This window comes from Pseudomonas mendocina (assembly GCF_003008615.1).
Taxonomy (GTDB): domain Bacteria; phylum Pseudomonadota; class Gammaproteobacteria; order Pseudomonadales; family Pseudomonadaceae; genus Aquipseudomonas; species Aquipseudomonas mendocina_C.
On sequence record NZ_CP027657.1, the window covers coordinates 2,425,513 to 2,441,054 of the forward strand.

The following is a 15,542-nucleotide window of genomic DNA, read 5'->3' on the forward strand; positions in this document are numbered from 1 at the left end:
CATCATGGGCAAGATCGAAACCCCCGACAGCGCCGCTCGCGGCATTCTCAACGTCAGTCGTCGCAGTCTGCTCAAGGGTACCGGCGGTCTGGCGCTGGGCTTTTTCCTGGCGCCCTTGATGCGCGGTGGCGAGGCGCTGGCGACGACCGCCAGCCAGCCATTCGGCCCCAACGCCTTCGTGCGCATCGATAGTGATGGCATGGTGACCGTGTTGGCCAAGCATCTGGAAATGGGCCAGGGCAGTTACACCGGCCTGGCCACGCTGCTGGCCGAAGAGTTGGACGCCGATTGGAGCAAGGTGCGGGTGGACGGTGCGCCAGCCGACGCCAAGCTTTACAACAACACGGCCTTCGGCCCGATGCAGGGCACCGGCGGCAGTACCGCGATGGCCAACTCCTGGGAGCAGATGCGCAACGCTGGCGCTACTGCAAAGGCCATGCTGGTCGCCGCTGCGGCGCAGCGCTGGGGCGTGCCGGCCAGTGAGATCAGCGTCAGCCAGGGTGTGGTCAGCCACGCCGGTTCGGGACGCCAGGCGGGCTTCGGCGAACTGGTGGATGCCGCTGCGCAACTGTCGGTACCGCAGCAGGTGCAGCTGAAGGATCCGCAGGACTTCAAGCTGATCGGCAAGCTCGACCTGCGCCGCAAGGACAGCCATGGCAAGACCGATGGCAGCGCCGTCTTCACCCAGGACTTCAAGCTGCCGGGCATGCTGGTGGCGATGGTTGCCTATCCGCCACGTTTTGGCGGCGTGCCGCGTTCGGTCGATAGCAGCAAGGCCAAGGCCGTGCGCGATGTGGTCGACGTGGTGGAGTTGCGTGATCTGCCCCATGGCCGCACCGGCGTCGCCGTACTGGCGAAGAACACCTGGGCTGCGCGTCAGGGCCGTGATGCGCTGGTGATCGACTGGGACGAAAGCCAGGCATTTACCCTCGGCAGCGAGGAAATCCTTGCCCAATACCGCGAGAGTGCCGGTAAGCCGGGTTTGCCGGCGACGCGCAATGGCGACGCCGAAGCCGCGTTGGCCAAGGCGGCGAAGGTGGTTGAAGCCGACTACGAATTCCCCTACCTGGCGCATGCGGCGATGGAGCCGATGAACTGCCTGGTGAAACTATCGGATGACCGCTGCGAGATCTGGAACGGTGAGCAATTCCAGACCGTGGATCAGAACCTCATCGGCGCTTACCTGGGGCTGCCGCCGGAGAAGATCACGCTGAATCAGCTCTACGCCGGCGGCAGCTTCGGTCGTCGCGCCAGCTCGGTGTCGGATTACCTGCTCGAGGCAGTGGCGATCACCAAGGCCGCGCGTGGCAAGGGCGTCGATGCGCCGGTCAAACTGGTCTGGACGCGCGAAGACGATACCCGTGCCGGTTCTTATCGACCGTTGTATCTGCACCGTGTGCGCATCGGGCTGGACGAGGCGGGCAACCTGCAAGCCTGGCATAACCGCCTGGTCGGCCAGTCGATCATCGCCGGTACTTCACTGGAGGCCGCGCTGGTGCACGACGGTATCGACCATACCTCGGTCGAGGGTGTCTCCAACCTGTCCTACGCGGTGCCCAACCTGCAGGTGGAGTTGAGCACGCCGACCAATATCAAGGTGCCGGTGCTGTGGTGGCGTTCGGTGGGCCACACCCATACCGGTTACGTCGCCGAGACCATGATCGACGAAGCCGCCGTTGCCGCCGGCAAAGACCCTTATGCCTTCCGTGATGCGCTGCTGGAGAAGCATCCGCGCCACCGTGGTGCGCTCAAGCTGGCTGCCGAGCAGGCCGGCTGGGACAAACCGCTGGCCGCCGGTGCGGATGGCGAGAAACGGGGCCGTGGTATCGCCGTACACGAGTCGTTCGGCTCGTTCGTGGCGCAGGTTGCCGAAGTCACGGTGAAGGCCGATGGCAGTTATCGCCTGGATCGCGTGGTGTGCGCCGTGGATTGTGGCATCGCCATCAACCCGGACGTGATCAAGGCGCAGATGGAAGGTGGGATCGGCTTCGCCCTGGCGATGGCTCGGCATAGCGCGATCACCTTGAAGGAGGGGCGTGTCGAGCAATCGAACTTCCACGACTTCCAGGTGCTGCGGATGAACGAGATGCCCAAGGTCGAAGTGCACATCGTGCCTTCTGCTGCCAACCCGAGCGGTGTGGGTGAACCGGGCGTGCCGCCGCTGGCACCGGCTCTGGCCAATGCCCTGTTCGCGGCGACCGGGGTGCGTCTGCGCAAGCTGCCGTTCCCGGCGCAGATCAAGGCCTGAGGCTGGCTGCAGCAAACAAAGCGCCCGGGCAACTGCCCGGGCGCTTTGTTTGTGGGGGCTGTGGGAAGCGCTTTAGCGGCGAGATTGCTGCAACGGCGTCGCTGCTAAAGCCCCTCCCACAGGGGTAGATCAGCCGTTTTCTTATGTAGGAGCCGCTTCAGCGGCGAGCTTTGGCGATGGATCGCGGCTGAAGCCGCTCCTACGAAGGTGGCGAGCAGTATCCCGGGTGTAATCCAGCGCGTAGGGTGGGCTTCAGCCCACCCTACGCGCTGCAAGTTTGTATCCGGATGCAATCCGGGCGCTCAGGAGACGGTCAGTCTCGCTATCGTTTCGAGCTCGCTGGAGTCTTGCGGGGTCGGCGCATGGATCGCTGCCTGGCGATGCTTGAGCATGCCGCCACTACGTTGATTCAGTGCTGCCGTCATCTCCGCGAGAATCGCTGTGGCCACGCTCTCCGGCGTGTCGCCGCCGATATCCAGGCCGATGGGGTAGTGCAGGCGTTCCAGCGCTGGCAGTTGTGTGGTCTGCTGGCGTATCTCGACAAGTAGGCGTTCGGTACGATCGCGTGGCCCCAGCTGGCCTATATAGGCGGGCTTGCCCTGCAGCACACTGCCCAGCCAGTGACGATCCTGGCTGTAGCTATGGCTCATGATCGCCACCATCGCGCCGTCGGTGAGATCACTTAACCCGTAGGGCGGACGTGCATCGGCCTGCAACACCCGATCGGCGTCCGGAAAGCGCTCGGCGCGGGCGAAATGGGCGCGACCGTCCACCACCGTCACATGCCAGTCCAGCAGCTTGGCCATATGACTCAGCGGCTGGGCATCGTGACCGGCGCCGAAGATCACCAGGCGCCGCTGCGGTGCCAGGTATTCGCAGAACACTTCTACCTCGCCCCTTTCGTCGCGGTAGGTGCGTAACGAGGAGCGGCACTGCGCCAAGGTGTCGGCCAGGTCGGTACGTACCTGTACATCGAGCGCGGGTTCGATCAAGCGGCCGCTGTCGTGCAGCGACGGGTGCAGTGACAGGCGATCGCCCACCCGCACGCGTGCGTTGCGGTAGCTGGCGATCACCGTGGCCACGGCGCCGGCCTGGCCGCTATCGCGCACCTGGCGTAGCAGGTCGAGTACGGGCAGCGGTTTTTCAGGGCTGTGACGCTCGAGCAGTACGTGCACGGTGCCATTGCAGCCAAGGCCGAAGGTCAGTGCGGCGTCCTGATCGTCATCGTCGTCCTGGGTCGCGGTGCTGTAGCGGCGTACCACCGCTTCGCCGCTATCGGTCAGCCACCAGGCCTTCTTCGCCACCTCTGACTCCAGGCAGCCACCGCTGATGGTGCCCACCGTGCCGCCGTAGAGTGGGATCAGCATGCGCGCGCCGGGACGGCGATAGGCCGAGCCTTCGACCTTGACCACCGTGGCGAGCACGGCCTGGCCGTTTTCGCGTTCGAGCGCGGTGACGGCGCTGAGCAGGGCGCTGGTTCCCGACAGCATAGGTTTCTCCCAGGCAGGTTTTGTTGGAGCGATCCCAGGGTGGCAATGTCCCGCATGTCAGTTAAGAAGGGTTAGGCCGATCCTGCGAGATTCTTGCCCGATCCTGTGCTGCCGTTCTGGAAGCGTGCTTCCAGCTCGGCGATAGTTGCCCGTTCGCTGCGAATGAAGTCAACGAATGCCTGCGCCACGGGTGATAGCCGCCGTCCACGGATATTCACCACGCACCAGCTGCGTTGCAGCGGCAGCTCAGCTACTGGCAGCTCGCGCAGCAGGCCGTGTTGTAACTCCAGACGCACGGCATGACGCGGCAGCATTGCCAGGCCAAGCCCTGCCAGTACGGCCTCGCGCTGGGATTCCAGTGAGCCGATTTCCAGAACCTGTGGGAAGTGCGCGCGCTTCTGATGGCAGTATTCCTCGCAGGCACGGCGGGTGCCCGAGCCGGTTTCGCGAATCAGCAGCGGGTAACTGGTGAGATCCTGCAGTTGCAGACTTCCTTCCACGCATAGCGGGTGATCCGGCGAGGCGACGGCTATGATCGGGTTGTTGAGAAAAGGCAGGAAGTCCAGCGCCATGTCCTGTGGCACCTGGCTCATGATCATCAGGTCGTCGCGGCTCAGGGTCAGGCGGCGTACGACCAGGCTGTGATTGACCACCGTGAGGTTCAAGCTGACTTCGGGGTAACGCTGGCGAAATTCGGCGAACAGGTGGGGAATGAAGTACTTGGCGCTGGATTCGACGCACAGATTGAGCTGGCCTTGCAGCGACCCCTGCAAGTCCGACAGCTGCATGTCCAGGCTTTCCAGGCGACCGAATATGTCGCTGCTGGCGCGACGCAGGGCTTCGGCGGCTTCGGTCAGGTAGAGCTTCTTGCCGACGTACTCGAACAGCGGCTGACCGACCAGCTCTTCCAGCTGGCGAATTTGCAGGCTCACGGCCGGCTGAGTGAGCGCCATTTCGTCTGCGGCGCGGCTATAGGAGCCGTGTTCGCATACGGCGCGGAACACCTGCAGCTGGCGCAATGTCATGCGCAGCAGGGTTTTACGCACGATTTCGTCCCCTTGTGATCAATCTATAAGTAATTGCTTATGGCTGATCAAATAATTATTGATTTTAGTTAATTCGTCTAGCCGGCTAGGTTAGCGGGGCGTTCGGCGTACTGGCCGCCGCCCCTGACAGCTTTGCGCTGAGGATTCGAACCGTGATCAAGAAAATCCTGATCGCCAACCGTGGTGAGATTGCCGTCCGCATCGTGCGTGCTTGCGCCGAGATGGGCATCCGCTCGGTCGCCATCTATTCCGAGGCCGACCGCCATGCACTGCACGTCAAGCGTGCAGACGAAGCGCACAGCATCGGTGAAGATCCACTGGCGGGTTACCTGAACCCGCGCAAGCTGGTGAACCTGGCTGTTGAAACCGGCTGCGACGCGTTGCATCCCGGTTATGGCTTCCTTTCCGAGAACGCTGAGCTGGCGGAAATCTGCGCCGAGCGCGGGATCAAGTTCATCGGCCCGTCGGCCGAAGTCATCCGCCGCATGGGGGACAAGACCGAAGCCCGCCGCAGCATGATCAAGGCCGGTGTGCCGGTTACCCCAGGTACCGAAGGCAACGTCGCCGACCTGGCCGAAGCCCTGCGCGAAGCCGAGCGTATCGGTTACCCGGTGATGCTCAAGGCCACTTCCGGTGGTGGCGGCCGTGGTATTCGTCGCTGCAACAGCCGTGAGGAACTGGAGCAGGCTTACCCGCGGGTGATTTCCGAGGCGACCAAGGCCTTCGGCAGCGCCGAAGTGTTTCTGGAAAAGTGCATCGTCAATCCCAAGCACATCGAGGCGCAGATTCTCGCCGACAGCCACGGCAATACCGTGCACTTGTACGAACGTGACTGTTCGATCCAGCGCCGCAACCAGAAGCTGATCGAGATTGCCCCCAGCCCGCAACTCACCCCCGAGCAGCGCGCCTATATCGGTGACCTGGCGGTGCGCGCCGCGCAGGCGGTGGGCTACGAGAACGCCGGCACCGTGGAGTTCTTGCTCGCCGAGGGCGAGGTGTACTTCATGGAGATGAACACCCGGGTGCAGGTAGAACACACCATCACCGAGGAAATCACCGGCATCGACATCGTTCGCGAACAGATTCGCATCGCCAGCGGCCTGCCGCTGTCGGTCAAGCAGGAAGACATCATCCACCGTGGTTATGCCCTGCAGTTCCGCATCAACGCCGAGGATCCGAAGAACAACTTCCTGCCCTCGTTCGGCAAGATCACCCGTTACTACGCGCCCGGCGGCCCCGGCGTGCGCACTGACACGGCGATCTACACCGGCTACACCATTCCGCCCTATTACGACTCGATGTGCCTGAAGCTGATCGTCTGGGCGCTGACCTGGGAAGAGGCGATGGATCGCGGCCTGCGTGCGCTGGACGACATGCGCGTACAGGGTGTGAAGACCACTGCGCCGTACTACCAGGAAATCCTGCGTAACGCCGAATTTCGCAGTGCCGAGTTCAACACCAGCTTCGTCGAGAGCCATCCGGAACTGACCCAGTACTCGATCAAGCGCAACCCGTCGCACCTGGCCATCGCCATCGCCACCGCCATCGCTGCCCACGCGGGCCTGTAGGGGACATCATGAGCAAGAAGATCACCGTTACCGATACCGTCCTGCGCGATGCCCACCAGTCGCTGCTGGCCACGCGCATGCGCACCGAAGACATGCTGCCGATCTGCGACAAGCTCGACCGTGTCGGCTACTGGTCGCTGGAAGTCTGGGGTGGCGCCACCTTCGACGCCTGCGTTCGCTTCCTCAAGGAAGACCCGTGGGAGCGTCTGCGCCAGCTCAAGGCCGCGCTGCCCAACACCCGTTTGCAGATGCTCCTGCGCGGGCAGAACCTGCTCGGCTACCGCCACTACAGCGATGACGTGGTCAAGGCGTTCGTGGCCAAGGCGGCGGTCAACGGCATCGACGTGTTTCGCATCTTCGACGCGATGAACGACGTGCGTAACCTGCGCGTGGCCATCGAGGCGGTCAAGGCCGCCGGCAAGCACGCCCAGGGCACCATCGCCTACACCACCAGCCCGGTGCACACCACCGAAGCCTTCGTCGCCCAGGCCAAGGCCATGCAGGCGATGGGAATCGACTCCATCGCCATCAAGGACATGGCCGGCCTGCTCACACCGTACGCCACCTTCGCACTGGTCAAGGCACTGAAGAGCGAAGTCGACCTGCCGGTGTTCATTCACAGCCACGACACCGCCGGCCTCGGCGCCATGTGCCAGCTCAAGGCCATCGAAGCCGGTGCCGACCATATCGACACCGCCATCTCCAGCCTGGCCTGGGGCACCAGCCATCCGGGCACCGAGTCGATGGTCGCCGCGCTCAAGGGCAGCGAATTCGATACCGGCCTCGATCTGGAGCTGATCCAGGAGATCGGCATGTACTTCCACGCCGTGCGCAAGAAGTACCACCAGTTCGAGAGCGAGTTCACCGGCGTGGATACTCGCGTGCAGGTCAACCAGGTGCCGGGCGGGATGATTTCCAACCTGGCCAACCAGCTCAAGGAGCAGGGTGCGCTGAACCGCATGAACGAAGTGCTGGAAGAGATTCCGCGCGTGCGTGCCGACCTCGGTTTCCCGCCACTGGTAACGCCGACTTCGCAGATCGTCGGCACCCAGGCGTTCTTCAACGTGCTGGCCGGCGAGCGCTACAAGACCATCACCAACGAGGTGAAGCTGTACCTGCAAGGCCGCTACGGCAAGGCCCCAGGCAAGGTCGACGAGCAACTGCGCAAGCAGGCCATCGGCAGCGAGGAAGTGATCGACGTGCGTCCGGCTGACTTGATCAAGCCCGAGCTGGCGCGCCTGCGTGAAGAGATCGGCAGCCTGGCCAAGTCCGAAGAGGACGTGCTGACCTTCGCCATGTTCCCCGATATCGGGCGCAAGTTCCTCGAAGAGCGCGCGGCGGGCACCCTCAAGCCGGAAGAGTTGCTGCCCATGCCGAACGGCCAGGGCGCTGCGCCGGTCGGCGGCGAAGGTGTACCGACCGAGTTCGTGGTCGATGTGCATGGCGAGAGCTACCGCGTGGACATCACCGGCGTCGGTGTGAAGGGCGACGGCAAGCGCCATTTCTACCTGTCCATCGACGGTATGCCGGAAGAAGTGGTGTTCGAGCCGCTCAACGATTTCGTTGCAGGTGCCGGTGGCAAGCGCAAGCAGGCCAGCGCACCGGGCGATGTGTCCACCACCATGCCGGGCAACATCGTCGATGTGCTGGTCAAGGAAGGTGACACGGTCAAGGCCGGTCAGGCAGTACTGATCACCGAAGCGATGAAAATGGAAACCGAAGTGCAGGCGCCGGTTGCCGGCAAGGTCAAGGCCGTTCACGTGGCCAAGGGCGACCGCGTCAACCCAGGCGAAGTACTGGTGGAAATCGAAGGTTAACCTCTATGGAGCCCGGCCTGTTGGATGGGCAAATTTGACGGGGCGTAACCCGGGCTCCTTTTTTATTCACTGGCGTCTCATTTGAGGCGCCATAGGGTTTGAGACCCAGGAGCCGTAAGGCTCCTTTTTTTACCTCAGTTCTCTGGCCATGCCCCAGGTGCGTGAGCACAGCGCGGGCGATCAGCACCGCTGGCGCGGGGCATGGCCCTTTCCTTCAGCCGGCCGGAGCCCAGACTCCGGCCGGCGCGTTTCAGGCCTGTGGAAAACGTGCGCGCGGCGTAGCCATCGGGATCTTGTCGCCATCGAGCGGCAGGAAGCTGCCCAGCTCGGCGTCGTAGGCCTTGATCTGGCTGGTTTCGATGTCATACACCCAGCCATGGATGAACAGCTGCCCGCGCGCCAGCTTGGCGGCCACCGACGGGTGCGTGCACAGGTGGTTGAGTTGCGCCACTACGTTCTCTTCGGTGAGTACGGCCAGGGCTTCCTTGTCGTCGCTGCAGTTGCAGTTCTCTGCCACGACGGTGCGCGCCACCTCGGCATGGCGCAGCCAGGCTTTTACCGTGGGCATGGTTTCCAGCGACGCGGGGTTGAGTACGGCTTTCATCGCGCCGCAGTCGGAGTGGCCGCACACGACGATGTGCTGCACGCCCAGGGCCATCACCGCGTATTCGATGGCGGTGGAGACGCCGCCCATCATCTGCCCGTAGGCCGGCACCACGTTACCGACGTTGCGGTTGACGAACAGGTCGCCGGGCGAGCTTTGGGTGATCAGTTCCGGCACCACGCGCGAGTCGGCGCAGGTGATGAACATGGCGCGGGGGTTCTGGGCGGTGGCGAGCTTCTTGAATAGCTCTTCCTGCTGGGGGAAGACCTCGTTGCGAAAGCGCTTGAAGCCATCGACGATGCTGTGCAGCGCCTGCTCGGCGGTCTCGTTGCCCTCGTGGGTCTGAAGCGGAATCACCTGGTGTTTGTAAGGCATGCCCTGAACCTCTTTGTTAGCTGAAAATACGCTGCTAGAACGACTGTCGCTGCGCTGTGCGAGTCACACGGCAAGTTTCTCCTGCGCCAGACGGCGCGACAACCAGCAGATATTTGCAATTGATGCACAGCTTCAGCGGTCGGGTGGGTGGCTTTTAGAGGGCTGAGCGGGGCGTGCGTTCAGAGCAGGCTCAATTGCGCGCCCGGTGGGCAGAACTGCGAACAGTCCAGCATCACGCTGCCGCGCCGATCCAGACCGAGCTTGCGCCGTGCCAGGCGAAAGCGTTGTTCCAGCAGATCAGCGAACTGGCCCTCACCGCGCATGCGGCTGCCGAAGCGGCTGTCGTAGTTCTTGCCGCCGCGGCTCTGGCGAATCAGGCTCATCACATGGGCAGCGCGATCCGGAAAGTGCACCTGCAACCATTCCTCGAACAACCCGGCGATCTCCAGCGGCAGGCGCAGCAGCACGTAACCGGCCGAGCGGGCGCCGGCATCACGGGCGGCTTCGAGCAGCGCCTCCAGTTCCATGTCGTTGATCATGGGAATCATCGGTGCGCAGATGGCGCTGACCGGCACGCCAGCCTCGTGCAGGGTGCGCATGGCGCGCAGGCGCGCCGCAGGTGTGGCGGTACGCGGTTCCATGATGCGTTTGAGCTCGTCATCCAGGGTGGTCAGGCTGAAGGCCACGCTGACCAGGTTGTGGCTGGCCAGCTCGCTGAGAAGGTCGAGGTCGCGCAGGATCAACGAGCCCTTGGTGATGATGTGCAGCGGGTGCTTGTAGCGCAGCAGAATTTCCAGGGCCTGGCGGGTCAGGCGCTGTTCGCGTTCGATGGGTTGATAGGCGTCGGTGTTGATGCCCAGGGCAATGGGCTGCGGCACGTAGCCAGGTTTCTGCAGCTGTTCTTCCAGGCGCTCGGCGAGGTTGGTCTTGGCGATCAGCCGGGTTTCGAAGTCGATGCCGGGTGACATGTCCCAATAGGCGTGAGTCGGCCGGGCGAAGCAGTAGATGCAGCCATGCTCACAGCCGCGGTAAGGATTCACCGAACGGTCGAAGCCGACATCCGGCGAATTGTTGCGGGTGATCGCCGTCTTCGCCTTCTCCTGGCGCACTTCGGTGGCGCGACTGTGCGGCGTCTCGTCCTGATACCAGCCATCATCTTCCTGCTGCGAGCGGGTGGGCGCATAGCGGTTGTGCGGATTGCTGGCGGTGCCGCGACCGCGCGGCGGCAGGTTCAGGGACATGTGAAACACTCCATATACTGTATGTATGAACAGTATATGGGTTGTCCTATCCGCGCCAGTGCTTCGCGCCTTTCAGTAGTCTTCTTCGACAGGTGGTGGTGGCGGTGGGGTAAAGGGCTCGACCACGTACTGGCGACCGTAGCGGCGGCAGTCTTCCTGCGTACCGTTTGCCTGGCGCAGGGTGACGAGGAAGGTGCTGCCCTGTGGGTCATCGGCATCGATCACGCCGGTCTGCAGGTTGACGGCCTTGTTGAAATACCACTCGAACTCATCGTCCTCCCAGCTCGTGCCGCCATACCAGCGCACGATCAGCCCGCCTTCGCGCCAGTGTACGGAGGCAAAGGAGTGACCGTCCGGCCAGCGGTAGCCGATGATGCAGAAGTGGTTGCGGGTGCTGTAGGCCTTCTTCGACTGCAGCAGGATACGCAGCTCGGGTTCAGGATCCTGATAGGGCGGCGTCGTGGCGATATCGAAGCGGGCGTCCATCCCCGCGTAGATCGACTGGCCGAAATCCGTGGCCAGGGCGGTTGACGCGGCACCGAGCAGGGCCGCGCCGATCAGCTGTGCGAGAGGGCACATAAACATCCTTGTGAGTGTGGGTAACGCCCTGCACGCTAGCGCATCGCAGGGCTGCTCAGGAAGCGGTCTTGCCCTCGATCACGTCACATTCCGGACGGCGCGCATAGCGCTGGGCGAGAACGGCGCAGACCATCAGCTGGATCTGGTGAAACAGCATCAGCGGCAGGATCAGTACGCCGATGGCGCTGCCGGCGAACAGCACCTGGGCCATCGGTACGCCGGTAGCTAGGCTCTTCTTCGAGCCGCAGAACAGGATGGTGATGCGGTCTTCCAGGCTGAAGCCCAGCCATTTGCCCAGCAGGTGGGTCAGCACCAGAGCCAGGGCCAGCAGGACGCAGCAGGCGGCAATCACCAGCAGCAAGGTGACCAGTGGTACCTGCTGCCACAGGCCGCCAATCACCGCGGCGCTGAAGGCGGTGTAGACCACCAGCAGGATAGAGCTCTGGTCGACGTACTTCAGCCAACTCTTGTTCTTGTTGACCCAACCGCCGATCCAGCGCTGGGCGATCTGGCCGAGGACGAAGGGCAGCAGCAATTGCAGGCTGATCTTGCCGATGGCATCGAGGATCGAGCCATTGTCGCCGTGCACGCCCATCAGGAAGGCCACCAGCAACGGGGTGAGGAAGATGCCCAGTAGGCTGGAGGCCGCCGCACTGCAGATTGCTGCCGGGATGTTGCCACGCGCCAGCGAGGTGAAGGCGATGGCCGACTGCACGGTGGCCGGCAGGGCGCAGAGGTAGAGCATGCCCAGGTACAGCTCTTTGCCCAGCAGGGGCTCCAGCGCCGGCCTGAGCGCCAGGCCGAGCAGGGGAAAGAGGATGAAGGTGCATGCGAACACCAGCAGGTGCAGGCGCCAGTGGCCTGCGCCGGCGAGAATCGCCTGGCGCGACAGCTTGGCACCGTGCATGAAGAACAGCAGGGCGATGGCCAGGTTGGTGATCCATTCGAAGATCGTGGCGATCTGGCCGCTGGCGGGCAGCAGCGTGGCGGCTAGTACCACGGCGAGCAGGGTCAGGGTGAAGGCATCGGGCAGGAGGCGGCGCAGAAACATGGCGAATCTCGGACTTGCGATACAGGAGGCCGCCACACTATCGTCATCGAAAATTTCCGGCTAACGCCAAAGAGCCAGCAAGTGTCGCCAAACAGACATCCTGCCACCCTGCATCGCAGCCTGCCCGAGCTGCCGAGCCTGCCTCGGCCGCTCTATGGCCGCACCGAATCGCTGACCAACCGTGCCCTGACCTTTCGCCATACGCATCCCTGGGTGCAGTTGTCCTACGCCATCGCCGGTGTGCTGGAGGTGCAGACCGCTGACGCCCGTTTCGTCGCCCCGCCGCAGCGGGCGGTATGGGTGCCGGCGGGCGTCGAGCACCAGGTGTTCAGCTCGCCGCGTACCGAGATGCGCAGCCTGTACATCGACGGTAGCGCGGTGCCCTGGGGATCGGCCGAGTGCCGAGTGCTTGCTGTCAGCCCGCTGCTGCGCGAGCTGATTCGCGGTTTCAGCGCGTTGCCGGCCGAGTACGACGAGCAGGGCGCACCGGGCAGGCTGGCGGCGGTGTTGCTGGACGAATTGCGCGCCGCACCGGACGTCGCGCTGGTGCTGCCGTTACCGCAGGACGCGCGGCTGCGTGAGGTGTGTCAGGGGCTGGAGGATGCGACGCTGCGCCAACTGGGCCTGGGCGAATGGGGTGAGCGCCTGGGGGTTTCGGAAAAGACCCTGAGCCGGCTGTTCCTGCGTGAGACGGGCCTGAGTTTTCGCGTATGGCGCCAGCGCCAACGCTTGCTGGATGCGCTGACCCCGTTGGAGCAGGGCGAGCGTGTCACCGATGTGGCGCTGGCCTGCGGCTACGACTCGTTATCGGCCTTTATCGCTGCCTTTCGTCGCCAGTTCGGCGCGACGCCGGGGGAGTTTTTCCGCGAGTAAGGTCGAGGTGAGTGCAACTCGCCTGCAGCAATCGCCCCGATTCGTAGGGTGCCGCTTGTCACGGAGGTTAAAAAACGCTGTGCCTACGGTGGAGTAAGCCACCATTGACGCAACACGATCTATCGTCTGGTGGGTTACGCGGCGCGCCGTCTGTATCTGCGTATGCAAGATTGGCGTTCGGCGCCGCTAACCCACCCTACGAATATGGGTTCCGCCAGGACAATGTCCGGCATGCCATCCCCGGATTGCATGCGGACGACGCGTTATTCCTTCGGCTTCTTCAGCTTGGGATTGGGGAAGAACTGCACGGCCTGAACGCCTGCACTGGCCTTGGGTTTCAGGCCGCTGACGTTGACCCGCGTGGGGATCTCCTTGGGTACCGAGTTGCCGCGCGCGTCGAGGGTGTCGGCATAGCCGCAGCGGACGCATTCGCGGTGCGGCACGCCGTCGACGTTCCACATCTTGATGCTGTCGGTCTCGCTGCACGCCGGGCACACGGCGCCGGCGATGAAGCGCTTCGGGGTAACCTCGCTCATGCGGCCTCCTGGCTCAGGCCAAGGTGGCGCAGCAGGGCGTCGATCTTCGGCTCACGGCCACGGAAATCGACGAACAGCACCATCGGCGCCTGCGAGCCGCCACGGGCGAGGATCGCCTCGCGGAAGGCACGGCCGGTGTCGGCGTTGAACACGCCTTCTTCCTCGAATTTCGAGAAGGCATCGGCGCTGAGCACTTCAGCCCACTTGTAGCTGTAGTAACCGGCTGCATAGCCGCCAGCGAAGATGTGCGCGAAGCCGTTGGCGAAGCGGTTGTAGGCCGGCGGACGCAGCACCGAGACCTCGCTGCGCACGCCTTCGAGCACGTCCAGCACGCTGCGGCCGTCGCCATGGGTGGCGTGCAGTTCGAAGTCGAACAGGGAGAATTCCAGCTGGCGCACCATCATCAGGCCGGACTGGAAGTTCTTCGCCGCCAGCATCTTGTCCAGCATGGCCTGCGGCAACGCTTCGCCGGTTTCATAGTGGCCGGAAATCAGCGCCAGGCCTTCCGGCTCCCAGCACCAGTTCTCCATAAACTGGCTTGGCAGCTCGACCGCATCCCAAGCCACACCGTTGATGCCCGAGGCACCGGCATGCTCGACGCGGGTCAACAGGTGGTGCAGGCCATGGCCGAACTCATGGAACAGCGTGGTGACTTCATCGTGGGTCAGCAGCGCCGGCTTGCCACCGACCGGCGGGGTGAAGTTGCACACCAGGTTGGCCACCGGGGCGACCAGTTGGCCGTGGGCGTCACGGCGCTTGTCGCGGGCACCGTCCATCCAGGCACCGCCGCGCTTGTTGGCCCGGGCGTAGAGATCGAAGAAGAAGCGCCCGACGTGTTGGCCGTTCTCGCTGATCTCGAACAGACGCACGTCCGGGTGCCAGGTGTCGAAGTCTTTCAGCTCGCGAATCTCGATGCCGTAGAGCTTGTGCACGATGGCGAACAGGCCGCTGAGCACTTTGTCCACCGGGAACCAGGCGCGAACCTCTTCCTGCGAAATACTGTAGCGCTGCTGGCGCAGGCGCTCGCTGTAGTAGCCGACGTCCCAGCTCTGCAGGTCGCTCAGGCCCTGTTCGGCGGCAAAGGCTTTCAGTTCGGCCAGATCCTGCTCGGCGAACGGCTTGCTGCGTACGGCCAGGTCACGCAGGAAGCTCAGCACCTGGTCGGTGTTCTCGGCCATCTTGCTGGCCAGGCTCAGCTCGCTGTAGTTGGCGAAGCCGAGCAGGCGCGCCAGCTCCTGGCGCAGGTCGAGAATCTCCGCCATCAGTGGGCCGTTGTCGTTCTGCCCGGCGTTCGGCCCCTGGTCGGAGGCGCGGGTGCAGTAGGCGGCGTACACCTCTTCGCGCAGGGCGCGGTCGTCGGCGTAGGTCATCACCGCGTAGTAGCTGGGGAATTCCAGGGTGATCAACCAGCCTTCCAATTCCTTGGCTTCGGCGGCTTGTTTCATCTGTGCCTTGGCCGAGTCGGTCAGGCCGGCCAGGCGGCTTTCGTCATCGATCAGCTTGGTCCAGGCCTGGGTCGCGTCGAGCAGTTGGTTGGAGAATTTGCTGGTCAGTTCGGACAGGCGCATCTGGATCTCGCCGTAGCGCTTCTGCTGCTCGGCCGGCAAGTCGATGCCGGACAGGCGGAAGTCGCGCAGGGCGTGTTCGAGAATGGTCTTCTGCGCCACATCGAAGTTGGCCGCAGCCGGGCTGTTGGCCAGGGCCTCGTAAGCGTCGAAAAGCGGCTTGTTCTGGCCCATCTCTGTCCAGTATTCCGACAGTTTGGGCAGGCAGGCCTCGTAGGCGGCGCGCAGTTCAGGGCTGTTGCGCACGGCGTTGAGGTGGCTGACCGGGCTCCAGGCGCGGCCCAGGCGTGCGCCGAGTTCGTCCAGCGCCAGCACCAGGCCGTCCCAGCTCGGATTGGCCTGCTGCGCTTCGAGCAGCTTGGCGATGGCGGTGCGGCTGTCAGCGAGGATCTGGTCGACAGCGGGCTCGACGTGTTCCGGCAAAATCAGCGAGTAGGGCGGCAGGTCGAAGTCTTGCAGCAGGGGATTGTTCGCGGTCACGACGAGGCACCTGTGGCGAATGAAGGTAGGGTTGCGGCGCAGAGAGCGGCAATAATTCTGGCGCGATAG

General features: G+C 63.8%; 12 protein-coding genes. 4 read left to right on the forward strand and 8 right to left on the reverse strand.

Features of this window, described 5'->3' with window-relative positions:
- Positions 1 to 4 precede the first annotated feature (4 nt).
- Positions 5 to 2,248: a xanthine dehydrogenase family protein molybdopterin-binding subunit gene (locus tag C7A17_RS11240; RefSeq protein WP_106738119.1), complete on the forward strand. Its 2,244-nt coding sequence runs from the start codon at positions 5 to 7 to the stop codon at positions 2,246 to 2,248.
- Positions 2,249 to 2,550: 302 nt separating this feature from the next.
- Here C7A17_RS11240 and C7A17_RS11245 read toward each other — a convergent pair whose 3' ends face one another.
- Together C7A17_RS11245 and C7A17_RS11250 are read right to left on the reverse strand one after the other, a co-directional pair.
- Complete coding sequence (locus C7A17_RS11245; protein ID WP_106738120.1) at positions 2,551 to 3,738, reverse strand: XdhC family protein; 1,188 nt, start codon at positions 3,736 to 3,738, stop codon at positions 2,551 to 2,553.
- Positions 3,739 to 3,809: 71 nt separating this feature from the next.
- Complete coding sequence (locus C7A17_RS11250) at positions 3,810 to 4,784, reverse strand: LysR family transcriptional regulator (RefSeq protein WP_106738121.1); 975 nt, start codon at positions 4,782 to 4,784, stop codon at positions 3,810 to 3,812.
- A gap of 152 nt (positions 4,785 to 4,936) precedes the next feature.
- Here C7A17_RS11250 and C7A17_RS11255 point away from each other — a divergent pair, with 152 nt between their 5' ends.
- Both C7A17_RS11255 and oadA read left to right on the forward strand, forming a co-directional pair.
- Positions 4,937 to 6,352, forward strand: coding sequence for an acetyl-CoA carboxylase biotin carboxylase subunit (locus C7A17_RS11255; RefSeq protein WP_106738122.1), 1,416 nt, complete (start codon positions 4,937 to 4,939; stop codon positions 6,350 to 6,352).
- An 8-nt stretch (positions 6,353 to 6,360) separates the two neighbouring features.
- On the forward strand, positions 6,361 to 8,169 hold the full coding sequence (gene oadA / locus C7A17_RS11260; protein ID WP_106738123.1) for a sodium-extruding oxaloacetate decarboxylase subunit alpha: 1,809 nt from the start codon (positions 6,361 to 6,363) through the stop codon (positions 8,167 to 8,169).
- A 250-nt stretch (positions 8,170 to 8,419) separates the two neighbouring features.
- On the opposite strand, the gene C7A17_RS11265 is transcribed toward oadA, so the two are convergent.
- The 4 genes from C7A17_RS11265 to C7A17_RS11280 all read right to left on the reverse strand — a co-directional run bounded on the left by C7A17_RS11265 (position 8,420) and on the right by C7A17_RS11280 (position 12,019).
- Positions 8,420 to 9,148, reverse strand: coding sequence for a carbonic anhydrase (locus C7A17_RS11265; protein ID WP_106738124.1), 729 nt, complete (start codon positions 9,146 to 9,148; stop codon positions 8,420 to 8,422).
- Positions 9,149 to 9,327: 179 nt separating this feature from the next.
- Positions 9,328 to 10,389: a PA0069 family radical SAM protein gene (locus C7A17_RS11270; protein WP_106738125.1), complete on the reverse strand. Its 1,062-nt coding sequence runs from the start codon at positions 10,387 to 10,389 to the stop codon at positions 9,328 to 9,330.
- 72 nt (positions 10,390 to 10,461) lie between these two features.
- Positions 10,462 to 10,968, reverse strand: coding sequence for a hypothetical protein (locus tag C7A17_RS11275; RefSeq protein WP_106738126.1), 507 nt, complete (start codon positions 10,966 to 10,968; stop codon positions 10,462 to 10,464).
- A gap of 55 nt (positions 10,969 to 11,023) precedes the next feature.
- Positions 11,024 to 12,019: a bile acid:sodium symporter family protein gene (locus tag C7A17_RS11280; protein ID WP_106738127.1), complete on the reverse strand. Its 996-nt coding sequence runs from the start codon at positions 12,017 to 12,019 to the stop codon at positions 11,024 to 11,026.
- Positions 12,020 to 12,100: 81 nt separating this feature from the next.
- Here C7A17_RS11280 and C7A17_RS11285 point away from each other — a divergent pair, with 81 nt between their 5' ends.
- The gene (locus tag C7A17_RS11285; protein WP_106738128.1) at positions 12,101 to 12,892 is read left to right on the forward strand and encodes an AraC family transcriptional regulator; all 792 of its coding nucleotides are present in this window, start codon (positions 12,101 to 12,103) and stop codon (positions 12,890 to 12,892) included.
- Between the two features lie 263 nt (positions 12,893 to 13,155).
- On the opposite strand, the gene C7A17_RS11290 is transcribed toward C7A17_RS11285, so the two are convergent.
- Both C7A17_RS11290 and prlC read right to left on the reverse strand, forming a co-directional pair.
- Positions 13,156 to 13,428 carry a YheV family putative zinc ribbon protein gene (locus C7A17_RS11290; RefSeq protein ID WP_106738129.1) on the reverse strand — a complete coding sequence of 91 codons (273 nt, stop codon included), beginning with the start codon at positions 13,426 to 13,428 and terminating at the stop codon, positions 13,156 to 13,158.
- On the reverse strand, positions 13,425 to 15,473 hold the full coding sequence (gene prlC, locus C7A17_RS11295) for an oligopeptidase A (protein ID WP_106738130.1): 2,049 nt from the start codon (positions 15,471 to 15,473) through the stop codon (positions 13,425 to 13,427). Before prlC ends, C7A17_RS11290 begins: the two co-directional genes overlap by 4 nt.
- Between the last annotated feature and the right edge of the window lie 69 nt (positions 15,474 to 15,542).

Excerpts from the sequence above, each read along its gene's own strand:
- C7A17_RS11245 (WP_106738120.1), bottom strand. The coding sequence starts at position 3,738 with ATGCTGTCGGGAACCAGCGCCCTGCTCAGCGCCGTCACCGCGCTCGAA.
- C7A17_RS11265 (WP_106738124.1), bottom strand. The coding sequence starts at position 9,148 with ATGCCTTACAAACACCAGGTGATTCCGCTTCAGACCCACGAGGGCAAC.
- C7A17_RS11240 (WP_106738119.1), top strand. The coding sequence starts at position 5 with ATGGGCAAGATCGAAACCCCCGACAGCGCCGCTCGCGGCATTCTCAAC.
- C7A17_RS11290 (WP_106738129.1), bottom strand. The coding sequence starts at position 13,428 with ATGAGCGAGGTTACCCCGAAGCGCTTCATCGCCGGCGCCGTGTGCCCG.
- C7A17_RS11270 (WP_106738125.1), bottom strand. The coding sequence starts at position 10,389 with ATGTCCCTGAACCTGCCGCCGCGCGGTCGCGGCACCGCCAGCAATCCG.
- C7A17_RS11275 (WP_106738126.1), bottom strand. The coding sequence starts at position 10,968 with ATGTGCCCTCTCGCACAGCTGATCGGCGCGGCCCTGCTCGGTGCCGCG.
- C7A17_RS11280 (WP_106738127.1), bottom strand. The coding sequence starts at position 12,019 with ATGTTTCTGCGCCGCCTCCTGCCCGATGCCTTCACCCTGACCCTGCTC.
- oadA (WP_106738123.1), top strand. The coding sequence starts at position 6,361 with ATGAGCAAGAAGATCACCGTTACCGATACCGTCCTGCGCGATGCCCAC.